The sequence below is a fragment of the Thioclava sp. 'Guangxiensis' genome, assembly GCF_045348365.1.
Taxonomy (GTDB): domain Bacteria; phylum Pseudomonadota; class Alphaproteobacteria; order Rhodobacterales; family Rhodobacteraceae; genus Thioclava; species Thioclava kandeliae.
Window position 1 is genome coordinate 779,397 of the sequence record NZ_CP155822.1, and the last position, 14,981, is coordinate 794,377.

The 14,981-nt window shown below is 66.3% G+C and carries 14 protein-coding genes and 1 riboswitch; of the genes, 2 read left to right on the forward strand and 12 right to left on the reverse strand.

Features of this window, described 5'->3' with window-relative positions; all coding sequences use genetic code 11:
• Positions 1-73: 73 nt before the first annotated feature.
• From ABEB22_RS03840 to ABEB22_RS03880, 9 genes are all read right to left on the reverse strand, one after another.
• Entirely contained in the window at positions 74-1,555 is a 1,482-nt protein-coding gene (locus tag ABEB22_RS03840) for an MATE family efflux transporter (RefSeq protein WP_339114174.1), read from the reverse strand.
• A 27-nt stretch (positions 1,556-1,582) separates the two neighbouring features.
• Positions 1,583-2,605, reverse strand: a complete 1,023-nt coding sequence (locus ABEB22_RS03845) for a ThiF family adenylyltransferase (protein WP_406870863.1) — start codon at positions 2,603-2,605, stop codon at positions 1,583-1,585.
• Complete coding sequence (locus ABEB22_RS03850; protein ID WP_339114172.1) at positions 2,602-3,195, reverse strand: thiamine phosphate synthase; 594 nt, start codon at positions 3,193-3,195, stop codon at positions 2,602-2,604. The genes ABEB22_RS03845 and ABEB22_RS03850 overlap by 4 nt, the downstream gene beginning before the upstream one ends.
• On the reverse strand, positions 3,192-3,965 hold the full coding sequence (locus ABEB22_RS03855) for a thiazole synthase (RefSeq protein ID WP_406870864.1): 774 nt from the start codon (positions 3,963-3,965) through the stop codon (positions 3,192-3,194). The genes ABEB22_RS03850 and ABEB22_RS03855 overlap by 4 nt, the downstream gene beginning before the upstream one ends.
• 1 nt (position 3,966) lies before the next feature.
• Positions 3,967-4,164: a sulfur carrier protein ThiS gene (thiS, locus tag ABEB22_RS03860; RefSeq protein WP_350936420.1), complete on the reverse strand. Its 198-nt coding sequence runs from the start codon at positions 4,162-4,164 to the stop codon at positions 3,967-3,969.
• Positions 4,155-5,138 carry an FAD-dependent oxidoreductase gene (locus tag ABEB22_RS03865; protein WP_406870865.1) on the reverse strand — a complete coding sequence of 328 codons (984 nt, stop codon included), beginning with the start codon at positions 5,136-5,138 and terminating at the stop codon, positions 4,155-4,157. Before ABEB22_RS03865 ends, thiS begins: the two co-directional genes overlap by 10 nt.
• Positions 5,135-5,938 (reverse strand): bifunctional hydroxymethylpyrimidine kinase/phosphomethylpyrimidine kinase, encoded by an 804-nt coding sequence (gene thiD, locus ABEB22_RS03870; protein ID WP_406870866.1) that lies wholly within the window; start codon positions 5,936-5,938, stop codon positions 5,135-5,137. Before thiD ends, ABEB22_RS03865 begins: the two co-directional genes overlap by 4 nt.
• A gap of 67 nt (positions 5,939-6,005) precedes the next feature.
• Positions 6,006-6,104, reverse strand: a riboswitch (TPP riboswitch).
• Between the two features lie 64 nt (positions 6,105-6,168).
• Positions 6,169-8,676 carry an ABC transporter permease gene (locus ABEB22_RS03875; protein ID WP_406870867.1) on the reverse strand — a complete coding sequence of 836 codons (2,508 nt, stop codon included), beginning with the start codon at positions 8,674-8,676 and terminating at the stop codon, positions 6,169-6,171.
• A complete protein-coding gene (locus tag ABEB22_RS03880) occupies positions 8,673-9,356 on the reverse strand; it encodes an ABC transporter ATP-binding protein (protein WP_406870868.1) in 684 nt (227 codons plus the stop codon). The genes ABEB22_RS03875 and ABEB22_RS03880 overlap by 4 nt, the downstream gene beginning before the upstream one ends.
• A gap of 115 nt (positions 9,357-9,471) precedes the next feature.
• Between ABEB22_RS03880 and ABEB22_RS03885 the strand changes: the two genes are divergently transcribed.
• The gene (locus tag ABEB22_RS03885; RefSeq protein ID WP_350936431.1) at positions 9,472-10,080 is read left to right on the forward strand and encodes an arylesterase; all 609 of its coding nucleotides are present in this window, start codon (positions 9,472-9,474) and stop codon (positions 10,078-10,080) included.
• Here ABEB22_RS03885 and ABEB22_RS03890 read toward each other — a convergent pair.
• From ABEB22_RS03890 to hemC, 3 genes are all read right to left on the reverse strand, one after another.
• A complete protein-coding gene (locus ABEB22_RS03890; RefSeq protein ID WP_406870869.1) occupies positions 10,068-11,297 on the reverse strand; it encodes a hypothetical protein in 1,230 nt (409 codons plus the stop codon). The two genes, ABEB22_RS03885 and ABEB22_RS03890, sit on opposite strands and share 13 nt — an antisense overlap.
• A 91-nt stretch (positions 11,298-11,388) precedes the next feature.
• Positions 11,389-12,822: an FAD-binding oxidoreductase gene (locus ABEB22_RS03895; protein ID WP_406870870.1), complete on the reverse strand. Its 1,434-nt coding sequence runs from the start codon at positions 12,820-12,822 to the stop codon at positions 11,389-11,391.
• Positions 12,823-12,852: 30 nt separating this feature from the next.
• Complete coding sequence (hemC, locus tag ABEB22_RS03900; protein WP_406870871.1) at positions 12,853-13,818, reverse strand: hydroxymethylbilane synthase; 966 nt, start codon at positions 13,816-13,818, stop codon at positions 12,853-12,855.
• Between the two features lie 130 nt (positions 13,819-13,948).
• On the opposite strand from hemC, the gene hemE reads away from it, so the two are divergent.
• Complete coding sequence (gene hemE, locus ABEB22_RS03905; protein ID WP_406870872.1) at positions 13,949-14,980, forward strand: uroporphyrinogen decarboxylase; 1,032 nt, start codon at positions 13,949-13,951, stop codon at positions 14,978-14,980.
• The last annotated feature ends 1 nt before the right edge of the window (position 14,981 follow it).

Consider the following 14,981-nt stretch of genomic DNA (forward strand, 5'->3'; position numbering starts at 1 on the left):
TTTTCTTCACACTGGACGTGTGGAACGGCCAGCGCAAGGTCAAGTCTTCGTGAATCCGCCCCCGTTGCGCGGTTCAGGTGCGATGCGCTCCTATGTCGCGCGAAAGCGTGCAGGACGCAGGGTCAGGCTGGGTGTCGCTAGGGGAGGCAATAGGCGGCTTTTGCGGGTCTTGCAATCTGTCCGAATGTGCAGGGCGCCAATGACCGAAGCGATAATACAACAGTCCCATGACCATGGTCGCGCTGAAGGCCACCGGGAAGCTCCACCAGATCGCATCCGCCCCGAGGCTCGGGCCGAGCGCCCAGACAAAGCCCAGTCGCACCGGATAGAGCGCGACCGCCAGAATGATCAGCGGCGGAATCACCTTGCCATTGGCGCGCACCGTGCCGAACACCACCTGCGACACGCCAAACGCCACATAGCCCCATGTCGCCACCAGCAGCACATGCCGACCGATCTCCAGAGCGTCCCCTCCGCCCGTCAGGAAGATCGAGAGCGCATAGCGGTCGGCCAGAAGAAGCAGGACGATCAGACCGCCCGTCAGCGCGATATTGAACACGACACCGATGCCGGTGATCCGCGCCACACGGTCGAACCGTCCCGCCCCGATATTCTGCGCGGCCATCGCCGAGACAGCGGCCCCGAGCGCCATGGCAGGCATCTGGACATAGGTCCAGATCTGCTGCACCGCGCCATAGGCGGCGGTCGTATCGACCCCCTCGTTATTGATCAGCCGCAGCACCGTCAACGCGGCGGTGGTCACCACCACCATCTGCAAGCCGATGGGCAGGCCCTTGGCCACGATCTGCCGCAGGAGCGCGCCATCGGGGATCAGGAAGCGCAGCTCCGCCCCGCGCAGCCGCAGCGGTAGATCGCGCAGATAGATATAGGCCAGCATCGCCACCAGCGAGACATAGTTCGCCAGCCCGAGGCTAATGGCCGAGCCGCCGATGCCCAGCTCGGGCAATGGCCCCAGCCCGAGGATCAGGCACGGGTTCAGCACCGCCGCCAGCACCACCGCCATGATCATGAAATAGAGCGGCGTGAGCGAGTCGCCCGACCCGCGCAGCACCATCATCAGCATGGTCTGCATCAGGATGCCGGGCATGGCGACAAAGGTCAGCTGCAGATAGCTGCGCGCCAGTTCCTCGATCTGCGGATCGGTGCCCAGAAGCGCCAACAGATGCGGTGCCGTCACATAGCCCGCGCCGGCCACCACCACCGCCAATGGCAGGAAACATCCAACCGCGGTGCCCACAATCCGCCGCGCCTCGCCCAAGGCTCCCCGCCCGATGGCCTGCCCGATCAGGATCGTCGCGGCCATGCCGAAACCGAACACAAAGCTGACCAGCAGGAACATGATCAGGTTGCCATTGGTCGTGGCCGCCAGCGCCGCCTCGCCGATTAGATTGCCGACCCAGGCCGAGTCGATCGAGCCGCCCGCCGATTGCAGCACCGACGAACCCAGCGTCGGCAGCGCGAAGAGCGCCAGTTGCCACGGGATCGACCCCGTTGTCAGCCGGTTCGGGGCATCTGGTCTGTGGCTCTGTGGCATGCGGGGCTCCGTCATATCGTCAGGCCGCTAGATAGCGCCCGGCACCTCCATGTCACCGGCTGCAACCCGAGAATTATTATAAGCCTCTTCACCATTCCGAGCGCCCATCGCGACCAGCACGATCTCGCCCTGCCAATATGGCCGCACGGCCTCCGCCGCGGCCCAAGCCCGCTGGCCCGAACGGCAGACCAGCACCAGACGTTCATGCCTCGCCTGCCGCGCCATCTCCGGTAGGTCCGCGGCCTGCAGGCGATGCGCTTGAGGATGCGCCAGCGGGCCTTCCTCGGGCCGCCGCAGATCGACAACCAGATCCGCATCGCTCAGTGCCTCGGGCGCAATGAAGCGCGGTGCGAAATCGGGTTCGGGTGCGTCGTGGAAGGCAAAGCCACCAAAGCGCCAATGGGTGGCGTCAAAGCTGGTGACCCGCCCCAGAGGGCTCTCGCCATGACCGGTCAGAACCGCCAGCGCCATCTGCGCCTGCAGGCTCCCGATAATCCCCACGACCGGCCCCAGCACCCCGTCCTCGGCGCAGCTGCCCATGCGCTGCGGCAGATCGGGGAACACCGCCCTGAGCGAAGGCGCCCCCGCACAAAAGCCCCCCACATAGCCTGCACTTTCGACCACAGAGGCCGAAATCAGCGGGATGCGCCGCGCAAGACACTGATCCGAGAGGATATAGCTGACCGCAAAACTATCGGCGCAATCAAGCACCAGATCGCAGCCTTCCACCGCCTGCGCCACATTGGCGGGGCTCAGCGCCTCAGCCTGCGGCGCGATCCGCACCTCCCCATTGAGCGCAGCCATATGGCGGGCAGCGGCCTCCACCTTGAGCGCACCCAGATCCCCCTCACGGAACAGCGTCTGGCGGTGCAGGTTCGACAGGCTCACCCGATCCGCATCCATCAGACGGATATGGCCCACGCCCGCCCCGACCAGATATTGCAGCACGGGGGCTGCCAATCCACCGGCCCCCACAGCCAGCACCCGCGCCTTTTGCAAACGGTCCGAGGCCGCACCCAGAATAGCGCTCTGGCGGGCATAGCGGGTCATGCGGTGGCCTCCAGCCATTGTCCGATCCGCGCCTCGGGGTCAGCGTTCAGCGTGATATCGGTCACCACCGACACGCAATCGGCCCCTGCCGCAAGGGCCAAGGGCGCGCGTTCCACCGACAACCCGCCAATCGCCACCAAGGGCACCCCTGCGCAGAGCCGCTTCCACTCGGTCAGCTTCTCCACGCCCTGCTGATGCCATTTCATCTTCTTCAGGATCGTCGGCCAGACAGGCCCCAGCGCGATATAATCGGGGATCACCGTCAGGGCACGATCCAGCTCGGCCTCGTCATGGGTAGAGACGCCCAGCTTCAGCCCCGCGCCACGGATCGCCATCAGATCGGCACTCTCCAGATCCTCCTGCCCCAGATGCAGCCAGTCACAACCCAGCTCGATCGCCAACTGCCAATGGTCATTCACCACCAGCTGCGCCCCATGCGCACGGCACAGATCGCGGCCCTCAGCCAGCATCTCGCGCAGGCGGTCCTGCGGCTGGTCCTTGATCCGCAGCTGGACGAATTTCACCCCCAAGGGCAGCGCGCGGCGCAGCCAGTCGGGATGGTCGAAGATCGGATAGAACCGCGGGATCATGCCAGCACCGCCATGCCGATCACCGGCGTCGAGGGCTGGGCCATATCGCGCGGCTCCATCGGGTCGGCCTCATAGGCCAGCCGCCCTGCCTCGAGCGCGCGGGCAAAGCCTTCGGCCATGGCTGCAGGGTCTCCGGCCTTGGCCACTGCCGTATTCAGAAGCACCGCATCAAAGCCCATCTCCATCGCCTGCGCGGCATGGCTGGGCAGCCCCAGCCCCGCATCGATCACCATCGGCACCTCGGGAAACTGCGCACGCAGGGTCCGCAGCCCGTAGGGATTGTTCACCCCGAGCCCCGTGCCGATAGGCGCCCCCCATGGCATCAGGACCTCGGCCCCCGCCTCCAGAAGCCGCCCCCCCAGGACACCATCCTCGGTGGTATAGGGAAACACCTTGAACCCGTCCTCCGCCAGAATGCGCGTGGCTTCCACGAGGCCGAAAGGATCGGGCTGGAGCGTATCGGGATGGCCGATCACCTCCAGCTTGATCCAGTCGGTGTCAAAGACCTCGCGCGCCATATGGGCGGTGGTCACCGCCTCCTTCACCGAATGGCAGCCAGCGGTGTTGGGCAGGACCGGCACCGCCAGCCCGCGGATCAGATCCCAGAAGCCCGCGCCCGTGCCACTGCCCGCGCTCTCGCGGCGCAGGGAGACGGTCGCCACCCCCGCCCCCGAGCGTTCGAAGGCCTGCGACAGATCCACGGGGCTGGGATATTGCGAGGTGCCCAGCATCAGCCGCGATGTGATTTCGGTGCCATAGAAAACAGGCATGTTACCCTCCCTGACGGGGTGCGAGAATTTCCAGACGGTCGCCCTCGCGCAGCGCGTGGCCCGCGCGGGCGGCAGAGGCCACAAAGACCTCGTTGACGGCTGTGGCGACTTTCGCCTCGCCATAGCCCAGAGCCATCAGGGCCTCGGCCAGAGTAGCTGCTTCCGCCTCGGTTGGCGTTCCGTTGACGATCAGGCGCATGCGGCCTCCTTGCACAGTTCGGATATGGTGCCTTCCATCAGGTAATCGGCCGCCGTCACCGCCAAAGCGGGCGACATCAGATAGCCATGACGGTAGAGCCCGTTGACATGGGTGCGCTCTCGCGCGGCCACCACGCGGGGGATGTTATCGGCAAATGCAGGGCGGGCATCGGCACCCAGTTCCAGCACCTCGGCCTCGGCAAAACCGGGATGCAGCGCGAAGGCCGCATTCAGCAGCTCCACGGTGGAGCGCAGGGTCGAGGGCCCACGGCTGTCGCCCTCGAGTTGAGAGGCGCCGAGCATGAAAACCCCGTCGCCGCGCGGCACGATATAGAGCGGATAACGCGGATGCAGCAGCCGTACCGGTCGGCTGAGCGTGATCTGCGGACAGCGCAGCACCACCATCTCGCCCCGCACGCCCCGCAGATCGGGCAGAAGATCCCGCGCCACCAGACCGCGACAATCCACGAGCCGCCCCAGATGCGGGGCCTCGGGCAGGATCTCGACCCCCTTCGCCGCCAGCCCGTCGCGCAGACCGCGCAATGCGATACGCGGATCGATATGGGCCTCGGTGTCAAAAAACAGCGCGCGGGCGTGGCGTTCCGCTAGATCGGGCTCCAGCGCGGCGATCTCCGCGCCTCCCAGCCAGCGGTGCCCGTCGGTGCGCCGCGCGAAACGGTCCAGCTCGCGCCGGTCGCGCGCAAGCGTCACCACCAGCGTCCCGCGACGGATCACCGGCACGCCCGCCCGCGCCCACCAATCCGCCGCCGCCAGACCATGGCGCACGATCACCTCCTCGCTGATCTCGCTCTCGCAATACGGCGCCAGCATGCCGCCCGCCCACCAGCTGCAGCCATGCGGACCAGCCGCGCCATTGGGGTCGATGACCTGCACCCGCGCACCACGCGCGACCAGCTCATGCGCGGTGGCAAGCCCCGCAACCCCCGCGCCAAGAATGGTGAAATCAACGCTCATACCAGTGCCTCCTCGGACCAGATCCCGTGGAAATGATGCACCGGCCCATGGCCCTGCCCGATCTGCAGGCTGTCGGCCGCACGGATCGCGCCCTGCAGCCAGTCATGGGCGCGCGCCACCGCCTCAGGCAGCGGCCTCCCCGAGGCCAGCCCCGCCGCCACCGCAGAGGCCAGCGAACAGCCCGTGCCATGGGTATTGCGGGTGGCGATGCGCGGCGCGGTGAAACGATAGGCCGCATCCGCCAGCAGCAGGTCGGTACAGACCTCGCCCGCCGCATGACCACCCTTCAGGAGAACGGCCCCGGGCCCCAGCGCCTGAAGCGCGCGGGCCTGTGCCTCATCGGCCTCCTGCGCTTCGGGCAGGCCCAAGAGACAAGCGGCTTCGGGCAGGTTGGGGGTCAGGAGCGTCGCCCTTGGCAGGAGCTGGGTGGTCAGCGCGGCCACCGCCTCCTCTGCCAGAAGCGCATCACCGGATTTGGCGATCATCACCGGATCAAGCACCACAGGGCCTGCAAAGCCCGCAAGTTCCTCGGCCACCACCCGCACCAGATCCGCCGAGCCGAGCATGCCGATTTTCACCGCATCCGCGCCGATATCCTCCAGACAGGCACGGATCTGGGCGCGCAGCATCTCGGGCGTCATCAGCGCCACGGCGCTCACACCGCGCGTGTTCTGCGCGGTGACAGCCGTGACCGCAGTCATCGCATAGACCCCGAGCGCCGAAGCCGCCTTCATATCGGCTTGAAGCCCCGCACCGCCGCCCGAATCGGAGCCTGCAATAATCAGAAGTCTTGCGACCATATCCCCTCCTCCAAAGCCACCGGCACAAGGGCGCGGGCGGAGAAAGGGGGCGCAGAGAGACTGCACCCATCGCTTCGGTTCCGTTTCCTACGCCGGTATGAGCCGGATCAGGTTCGATGAGTTAGCTATCGCCTCTCAGCCCTTGCGGGCACCCCAACGGATTGGTGTCAGGCTAGACCTCTGGCCGGTCCAGCACAAGGGGGATCGATGCGCCCCTTCGGTTAGCCCGTTCAGTCAGCCTGCCGCAGGATACGCGCGGGGCGCACCCGCAGCGGGCGGATCACAAAGAACAGATCCGACAGGAGCGCCGCCAGCATACCCGTGAACAGGACTGCCAGCGCAGGCCCCCAAGCGATTGCATAGCCCAGATCCATAACGCGTGTGAGCACCGCCCATCCGGCCAAGGCCCCTGCCCCCACGGCCACCAGCCCCGCGACGCCGCCAAGGATGAGCGCGCGCAAAAGGAACGCCGTCAGGATACGGGTCCGGCTGGCGCCCAGTGTCTTCAGCAATGCGGCTTCCCATGCGCGGCGCGCCTCGCCCGAGGCCGAGGCCCCGATCAGCACGATCACCCCCGTCACCAGCGTCACACTTGCCGCCAGAGAGGTGGCCCGCGCAATCGCCTGCAGCGCCTCGGTCAGGCGCCCGATCGCCTCGCGCACGGGCACAGCAGTGACATTGGGGAAGGCCTGCGCAAGCGTGCGCAGGATCTCGGGCTCGGCTGTCTCGGGGGCATAGAGTGTGGCCAGATGGGTATGCGGTGCGCCTGCCAGCGCCGAAGGGTTGAAGGTGATCACGAACCCGATCCCCGCCGTCGAGAAATCGACATTGCGGAAGGAGGTGATCGGCGCGGTGATATCGCGGCCAAGGATATTCACCGTGAGCGTATCTCCCAGCTTCAGCCCGATCTCCTTCGCCTCCTCGGCGGCAAAGCTGATCTGCGGAGCGCCGGTGTAATCTTCGGGCCAGAACTGTCCTTCGGTGATCGCCTCGCGCGGGGTCGCGGCATAGGTCACGCCACGGTCACCGCGCAGAACCCAGTGATCGGGGCGTCCTTCACGCGCGGGCTTGCCGTTGATCTGCGTGATCACACCGCGCAGCATGGGTGTGGTCTCGACCCGCTCGACCTGCGGATCGGTCTGCATCTGCGCCTTGAAGGGCGCGAGCTGGTCGGGCTGGATGTCCAGCAGGAAGAAAGCCGGTGCCTGTTTCGGCAGATCGGTGGCGATCGCGTTGCGCAGCCCCGCATCCACCTGCCCGATGGCCGACAGCACTGACAACCCCAGCCCCAGCGACAGCACCACCGGCAGCGCCTCCGAGCCCGGCCCCGAAATCCCCGCCAGCGCCACGCGCAGCGCCGGCGCGCCGCGCAACACGCGCTGCACCCGCGCCGCTAAGCGTTTGGTCAGCCAGCCCATCAGCGCCAGCAGGCCCAGCGCCCCAGCCACACCACCCAAAGCGCCAAGCGCCAGCCAAGGCAGACCAGAGAGCGCCATCGACGCCCCCACCAGAACCGCCAGCAGCACGGCGATCAGCGCCAGCATCCCCAAGGGTGGCAGCCCCCGCGAACGCGAGCGATAGAGGCGCGCCACCCGCGTCTGCGACAGGCGCGAGAGCGGCCAGAGCGAGAAGATCGCGGTGACAAGTGCGCCATACATCGCGGCCTCGGCCATCGGGCCAAGCGCCAGCCGCAGATCTACGGGGATCGGCATGACCCGCCCGATCAGCCCGCCAAAGCCCAGCACCAGAAGGCTCGCCAGCGCAAGCCCCGCCACGATGCCAAGCACCGTCAACCCGATCAGCTGCCAGTAGAACACCCAACGGATCGTGCGCCCCGTAGCCCCGATGGCGCGCAGGGTGGCCACCGTCGCGGCCTTGCGTTCGAGCCAGCTCGAGACCGAGGACGAGATCCCGACCCCGCCCACGGTCAGCCCCGCAAGCCCGACAAGCACAAGGAAACTCCCCAACCGCGTCGCAAAACGGTCCGCCCCCGGAGAGGCGCGTCTGCGATCGCTCCAGCTCATACCCGCATCCTTGAACCGGATGCGGGCCTCGGCCTTCAGCGCATCGAGATCGGTGCCTTGGGGCAGCGCCACGCGGTATTCGCTCTCGAAAAGTGCCCCCGCATCCAAGAGCCGCGAGCCCTCCAGCGCCTTCGTGGCCACGATCACCGGCGGGCCGAGCGTGATCCCCGCCCCTGTCTCGTCGGGCGCACGGGCAAGCCGCGCCAGCATGCGCAACGCCACCCCGCCGATCTCGACCCGATCGCCCGGTTTCAAGCCCATCCGGTCCGCCAGAACGGGATCGATCAGGGCGCCATAGATCCCGTCCTGCGGGGTCTGGAGCTGATCCAGCGGCAGATCGGGCGCGGTTTCGACGGTCCCGTAAAGCGGATAGGCGCTATCGACCCCCTTCACCTGAATGAGCGCGGTCTGCAGGGCATCCCCCTCGCCGTGACGCAGCATGGAGCGGAAATCGATCACCTCGGAGACGCGGCTGGCGCGCTCCTCGATCCATTGGCGCTCAAGGGGCGTGGCGCGGCGATAGGTGAATTCCAGCTGCGCATCGCCCCCCAGAAGGGCCGTCCCCTGATCATGGAGCGCGGACTGGATCGCATGGCGCACCAGCCCCACCGAGGCAATCGCCGCCACTCCCAGCATCAGACACAGGAAAAACACGCGGAAGCCGCGCAAGCCGCTGCGCAGCTCGCGCCGCGCGATGGTCCATGACACGCTCATGCGCGGCTATCCGAGACAACGGTCCCGTCGCGCAGACCCACCACGCGGTCACAGCGCGCGGCCAGATCGGCAGCATGGGTGACCAGAATGAGCGTGGCACCATAATGGTCGCGCAGCCCGAACAGCAGGTCCATGATTTGCGCCCCCGTCTTGGCATCGAGATTGCCGGTGGGCTCGTCGGCCAAGAGGATCTCGGGGCGCGGGGCGAGCGCACGGGCCAAGGCCACACGCTGCTGCTCGCCGCCCGATAGCTCTGTCGGATGATGGTGCATCCGGTGGGAAAGCCCGACGGCGTCCAGCTCGGCCTTGGCGCGGGCAAAGGCATCGCGCGTCCCCGCGATCTCCAGAGGAAGCGCCACGTTTTCCAGTGCGGTCATCGTGGGAAGCAGGTGGAAATTCTGGAACACCACCCCCATGTGATTGCGACGGAAGCGTGCCAGAGCGTCTTCCTTCATCGCGCCCAGATCCTGACCGAGCGCCAAGACAGACCCCGATGTGGCGCGTTCGAGCCCGCCCATCACCATCAGAAGCGAGGATTTCCCCGACCCCGAAGGTCCCGTCATTCCAAGGCTTTGCCCGCGCTGGACGTCCAGTGAAATTCCGTTCAGGATCGAGACAGGCCCCGCATTGCCCTCCAGTTCCAGCTCCACACCCTTCATGGAAAGCACACTATCCGCCATGTCCATCCTGTCCCGCATCCGTTCTTTGCTGCCCCGTAAACCTCAAGATAGGCAGCCCGCGACATATCACAACCGCGCCAGCCAGCGAATTACCGCCCTCGGCCTCGGGCTTGCCTTGCTCGCTCTGCCCGCGCAGGGTCAGGCGGCCGAGAAAACGCTGCTGGCTTTCGGCGATAGCCTGACCCAAGGCTATGGCCTGCCCGATGGCGAAGGGCTGGTGCCGCAGCTTCAGGCATGGCTGAATGCGCATGGCGAGGATGTGACGATTATCAATGGCGGGGTTTCGGGCGATACAACGGCGGGCGGGCGCGCCCGTATCGACTGGTCGCTGACGCCCGAGGTGGATGCGGTGATGGTGGCGCTTGGCGGCAATGACATCCTGCGCGGGCTCGCGCCCGATCAGGCGAAGGCCAATCTGGACGCGATCCTGAAAGCAGTGACCGACAAGGATCTGCCGGTGCTGCTGGCGGGCGTGCCGGTGCCCGGCAATTACGGCGCGGCCTACCAGACGGCTTTCACCGCGATCTATCCCGATCTGGCGGCGAAATATGACGCGGTGCTGGTGCCCGACCTTCTGGCCCCGCTGGCCGAGGCGCAGCATGATGATGCCAAACGCGCGCAATATCTGCAGGGCGATGGCATCCACCCTTCGGCGGCGGGCGTGACGCTGGTGGTCGAGGCGCTGGGGCCGCAGGTGCTTGATCTGCTCGATCAGGTGGAGTGACGCCCCTGATAGCCGCCCGTGCGGCGGTCCATCACAAAAAGCGCCGTGGCGGCCAGGATCGCCAGGGCGGATCCGAGCATTGCGACAAACCCGTAGCCCGCCACAGCTGCGCCGATGGCAAAGACCGCCGCCCCCGAGACATCGCCGATGAGCTTTTGCAACGCCAGCAATGACGCCCCCGCCCCCGGACGCGAGGACAGGAGATCCTGCAGATAGGCCATCGGCTGGGTCAGGATGAACGCGCCTCCCAAGGCTCCGAAAACCGGCAGCACCCAGAGAAGCGGGCTCGACGCCAGCACCGGAATGAAGGCCAGATGCACGCAGTAGAGCACGGTGCCCACAAGGATCAGCGTGATCCGCGGCACCCGCATCGAGATCGCGGGCACCATCAGCATCAAGGGCACCTCGAGCCCCGCCGTGATCGCGGCATAGAGCGAGACATCGCCCGCGCCCCGTCCGGGCACCTGCGCGAAGACAAGCCCGATCAGCACCAGATAGAGCACCACGCCGCCATTGATCGCCCCCAGCGCCACGACGCGCACGAGGATGCGCCAATCGCCCATCTCCTGAAGCGACTGGCGGAAGGTCAGGCCGGATTTCGGATCAGGCCAGCGGGTTGCCCCGTCGCGCGGCCAGAAAAAGAAGGTCAGCACCAGAACGGCCAGCGCCAGACAGAGACAGACCGGATAGATGGTCATCAGATCGACGCCCGCGCCGAAGGCCAGCGACCAGATCGGCAGCACGCCCAGCCATGGCAGCGCGAAGAGCGCGCGCAGACTCGACTGGATCGCCTCGCGCTCGCGTTTGGGGTGGACCGAGGCTGCCAGCCGCCCCAGCGCGAACATCTGCCCGAAAAGCGTGGAGGAAAGCGGCACGAAGATCGCATGCGCCAGAACAAAGGTCACCGGGCCCGGATGCAGGGTCATCAGCCCCGAGCCCAGCGTCAGGAACACGCCAGAGACCAGTGCGATGGCGCGCCGGTTGGCCCGCTGGTCGGCGATAATCCCGAAGCCCACCGAGGTTGTCACCGCAATGACCGACGCCACCACGAGAATGCGCGAGTAGGCCCCGTCATCCAGCCCGAAGACCGTTACCGCGATGGTCGAGGCCTGCGGCAAAAGCGAGGCCACATGCGCACCGAACAGCACCATAAGGGCGGCGGTGAGCAGAAGCGCGGGATCTTTGACCAGCGGTTTATAGGCAGCAAGGACGGACATGGGATTCCTTTCGCATGTCCCCCCAATGCCCGTTCCTGAGCATGGCTGCAATCCCCTTGGCCGCAGGGCGGGCATTGCCGCCCTGCACAGATCAGGCTTCGGGCACCGTCTTGCCGGGATTGAGGATACCGAGCGGATCGAGGGCGGCCTTGATCGCGCGCATCGTGCGCAGCGCCACAGGATCCTTGTATTTCGCCATCGACCCCAGCTTCGACAGACCCACCCCATGCTCGGCCGAGAAACTGCCGCCCATGATCACCGCCTCGCGCGAGATCGCATCGCGGATCGGCGCGACGAAAGCTTTCTCCGAGGGATAGACGGTGTAATGCAGGTTGCCATCGCCCAGATGCCCGATCGCCATCATCCGCGCCTGCGGATCGAGGCGCGACACCTCGGCATTCATACGGTTCAACCATGGCTCGATCAGATCGAGGGGAAGCGACACATCGGTATCGACCAGCGGGTCCTCGTTGAGCGACACCTCGGCCGCCGATTCGCGCATCGTCCACAGGTAGCCGCGCTGCGCCTCCGAGGAGGCCACGACCGCATCGAGGATATCGCCCGCCTCGAGCGGCGCCTCAAGCAGATCCTCGAGCCGCGATTGCGGATTGTCGCCGGGCACGGTGGTCGCGATCTCCAGCAGGATATTCACCGGCGCGGGCGTGATCGGACAGGTCCAGTCGGGCTTGTATCTCGCCATCCGGTCGAAGAACAGATCGGGCAGATATTCATAGGCCTCGATCGCACCGCCCGTCCCCGTCTGGAGACGGTTCAGCAGGCTTAGCGCCTGCGGGAAACCGGGCAGCGCCAGAAGCGCCGTGGCACGGGCGGCGGGCTCGGGCACCAGATGCAGCACGGCCGCCGTGATCACGCCCAGCGTGCCTTCGGCTCCGATCATCAGATCGCGCAGGTCATAGCCCGTATTGTCCTTATGCAGCGCGGTCATAAGGTTCATCACCGCGCCATCGGCCATCACGACCTCGAGCCCCAGACAGAGCGCGCGGGCATTGCCATAGCGCACCACATTCGAGCCACCCGCATTGGTCGACAGGAACCCGCCGACCATGGCCGAGCCCTTCGCCCCGAAGCTCAGCGGGAACATCAGCCCCTCGCGGGCCACATTCTCGTGGATGGTCTGCAAGATCACCCCCGCCTCGACCGAGATGGTGCGGGCGGCAGGGTTGAAATCGCGGATCCGGTTCATGCGGGCCAGCGAAATCATCAGGCGGCCCTGCGCCTCATGCCCGCCATTGAGCCCCGTGCCACCCGACACGGGCACCACCGGCGTGCGGCTCTCGGAGGCCAGCCGCAGGATACCCGATACCTCTTCGGTGGTTGCGGGGCGCAACACGGCCAGCGGCGCCCAGTGGTAATGGCCGGTAAATTCGTCGCCATAGCCCGCCATATCGGCGCCGGTCAGCACATGATCGGCCCCCAGAAGATCGCGCAGACGGTCAAGCAGCATACCGGTTTCCATCAAGAAAGCGGGGGCCTTGCGCGCCCCCGTTACCATCTTACTATCCATTAGACGCGTCCCGTTGATGGAGGCAGCATCTTACGCGTCCTTCCAGTCGAAAAATCCTGCAGGTGCCTGATCGAGAAGCTTGCGTGCGATATCGACCCCCAGTTCTTGGGCATCCGACAGGCTGGCACGGCCCTCGGCGCGCAGGCATTCGGACCCGTCGGGACGCAGGATCTCGCCACGCATCCAGATCTCGGACCCCTCGATCAGCGCAAGACCCGCAATCGGCGTCTCGCAGGAGCCATCAAGAGTGGCGAGGAAGGCGCGCTCGGCATTCAGGCGCTGCTCGGTAGGAATATCGTGGATGGGCGACAGGAGCATGGCCGCACGCTCGTCACCCGTCCGGCGTTCGATCCCGATGGCCCCTTGGGCCACGGCGGGCAGCATCTCTTCGGGGTCGATGGCACCCGAGGCCAGCTCGGTCATGCCCAGACGGTTGAGGCCCGCCATCGCGAGGAAGGTGGCCTCTGCCACCCCATCGGCGAGCTTCTGGCGGCGCGTCTGCACATTGCCGCGGAACTCGACGAGCTTTAGATCGGGACGGCGATAAAGGAGCTGCGCACGGCGGCGCAGGCTCGACGTGCCCACGACAGCGCCCTCGGGCAGATCCCCGATACCGGCGGCCTTCAGAGACACGAAGGCATCGCGCACATCCTCGCGCGGCAGATAGGTGTCGAGGATCAGCCCTTCGGGCTGGACCGTCGGCATGTCCTTCATCGAGTGGATCGCGATATCGATCCGCCCCTCCAGCATCGCCTCCTCGATCTCCTTCGTGAAGAGGCCCTTGTTGCCGATCTCCTTGAGCGGCTTGTCGGAGGCGATCATCGCGCGGTCATCGCCGGTCGTCTTGATCACCACCACCTCGAAGGCGGCTTCGGGGAGGTCATGCGCCGCCATCAGGCGGGCACGGGTTTCATAGGCCTGAGCCAGTGCCAGCGGGCTGCCGCGGGTGCCAAGCTTCAAGGGCTGATCGGGAGAGGGCATCTGTGTCATGGCCATAGCCTTAGCCCCGCGCGTGCGCCCTTGCAAGAAGGCCCATGACAAAAGCCACTCGGGCTTTGTGCACAGCGCATAGCTTGACACGAACCCCCACAGCTTGTTCTAGAGAGCGCAACCAAGGAGTGACGAGATGGCCGACAAAACGATCCTGCGCGCCCTACGCGGCGAGCGCCTGCCCACCCCCCCGATCTGGATGATGCGGCAGGCAGGGCGTTACCTGCCGGAATACCGCGCCACCCGCGCCAAGGCGGGCGATTTCCTGTCGCTGTGCTACAACCCCGAACTGGCCGCCGAGGTTACGCTCCAGCCGATCCGCCGTTACGGGTTCGATGCGGCGATCCTGTTTGCCGATATTCTTCTTTTGCCGCAGGCGCTTGGCGCGGATCTGTGGTTTGTCACCGGCGAAGGCCCGCGGCTCTCGACGATTACCGGCCCCGAGGGGCTGCGCGGGCTGAAGACCCGTGACGATATCCACGAGGTGCTGAACCCCGTTTACGAGACGGTGAAAATCCTGTCGCAGGAACTGCCCAAGGAAACCACGCTGATCGGCTTTGCCGGTGCGCCATGGACGGTGGCCACCTATATGGTCGCCGGTCGCGGCACGCCCGATCAGGGCCCCGCGCATAAGCTGAAAGACGAGGACCGCGCCACATTTGCCGCCCTGATCGACCTGCTGACCGATGCGACCATCGAATATCTGTCCAAGCAGGTCGAGGCCGGTGCCGAGGTTGTGAAGCTCTTCGACAGCTGGGCAGGCTCGCTCAAGGGCGCGGATTTCGAGGAATTCGCCGTCAAGCCCGCCGCCCGCATCACCAAAGAGATGAAGGCCCGCTTCCCCGGCCTGCCGGTCATCGCCTTCCCGCGCGAAGCGGGCGAGGGCTATATCGGATTCCACCAGAAAACCGGTGCCGATTGCGTGGCCATCGACAATTCGGTCAGCCCCGAATGGGCGGCAGAGCATGTGCAGGTCTCGGGCTGCGTGCAGGGCAATCTGGCTTCGAGCCATATGGTCACCGGCGGTCAGGCATTGGTCGAGGAGACCCGCCATGTGGTCGAGGCTTTCCGCAACGGCCCGCATATCTTCAATCTGGGCCATGGCATCACCCCCGATGCCGATCCCGAGAATGTAGCCCTGATGATCGAGACCGTGCGCAGCATGTAAG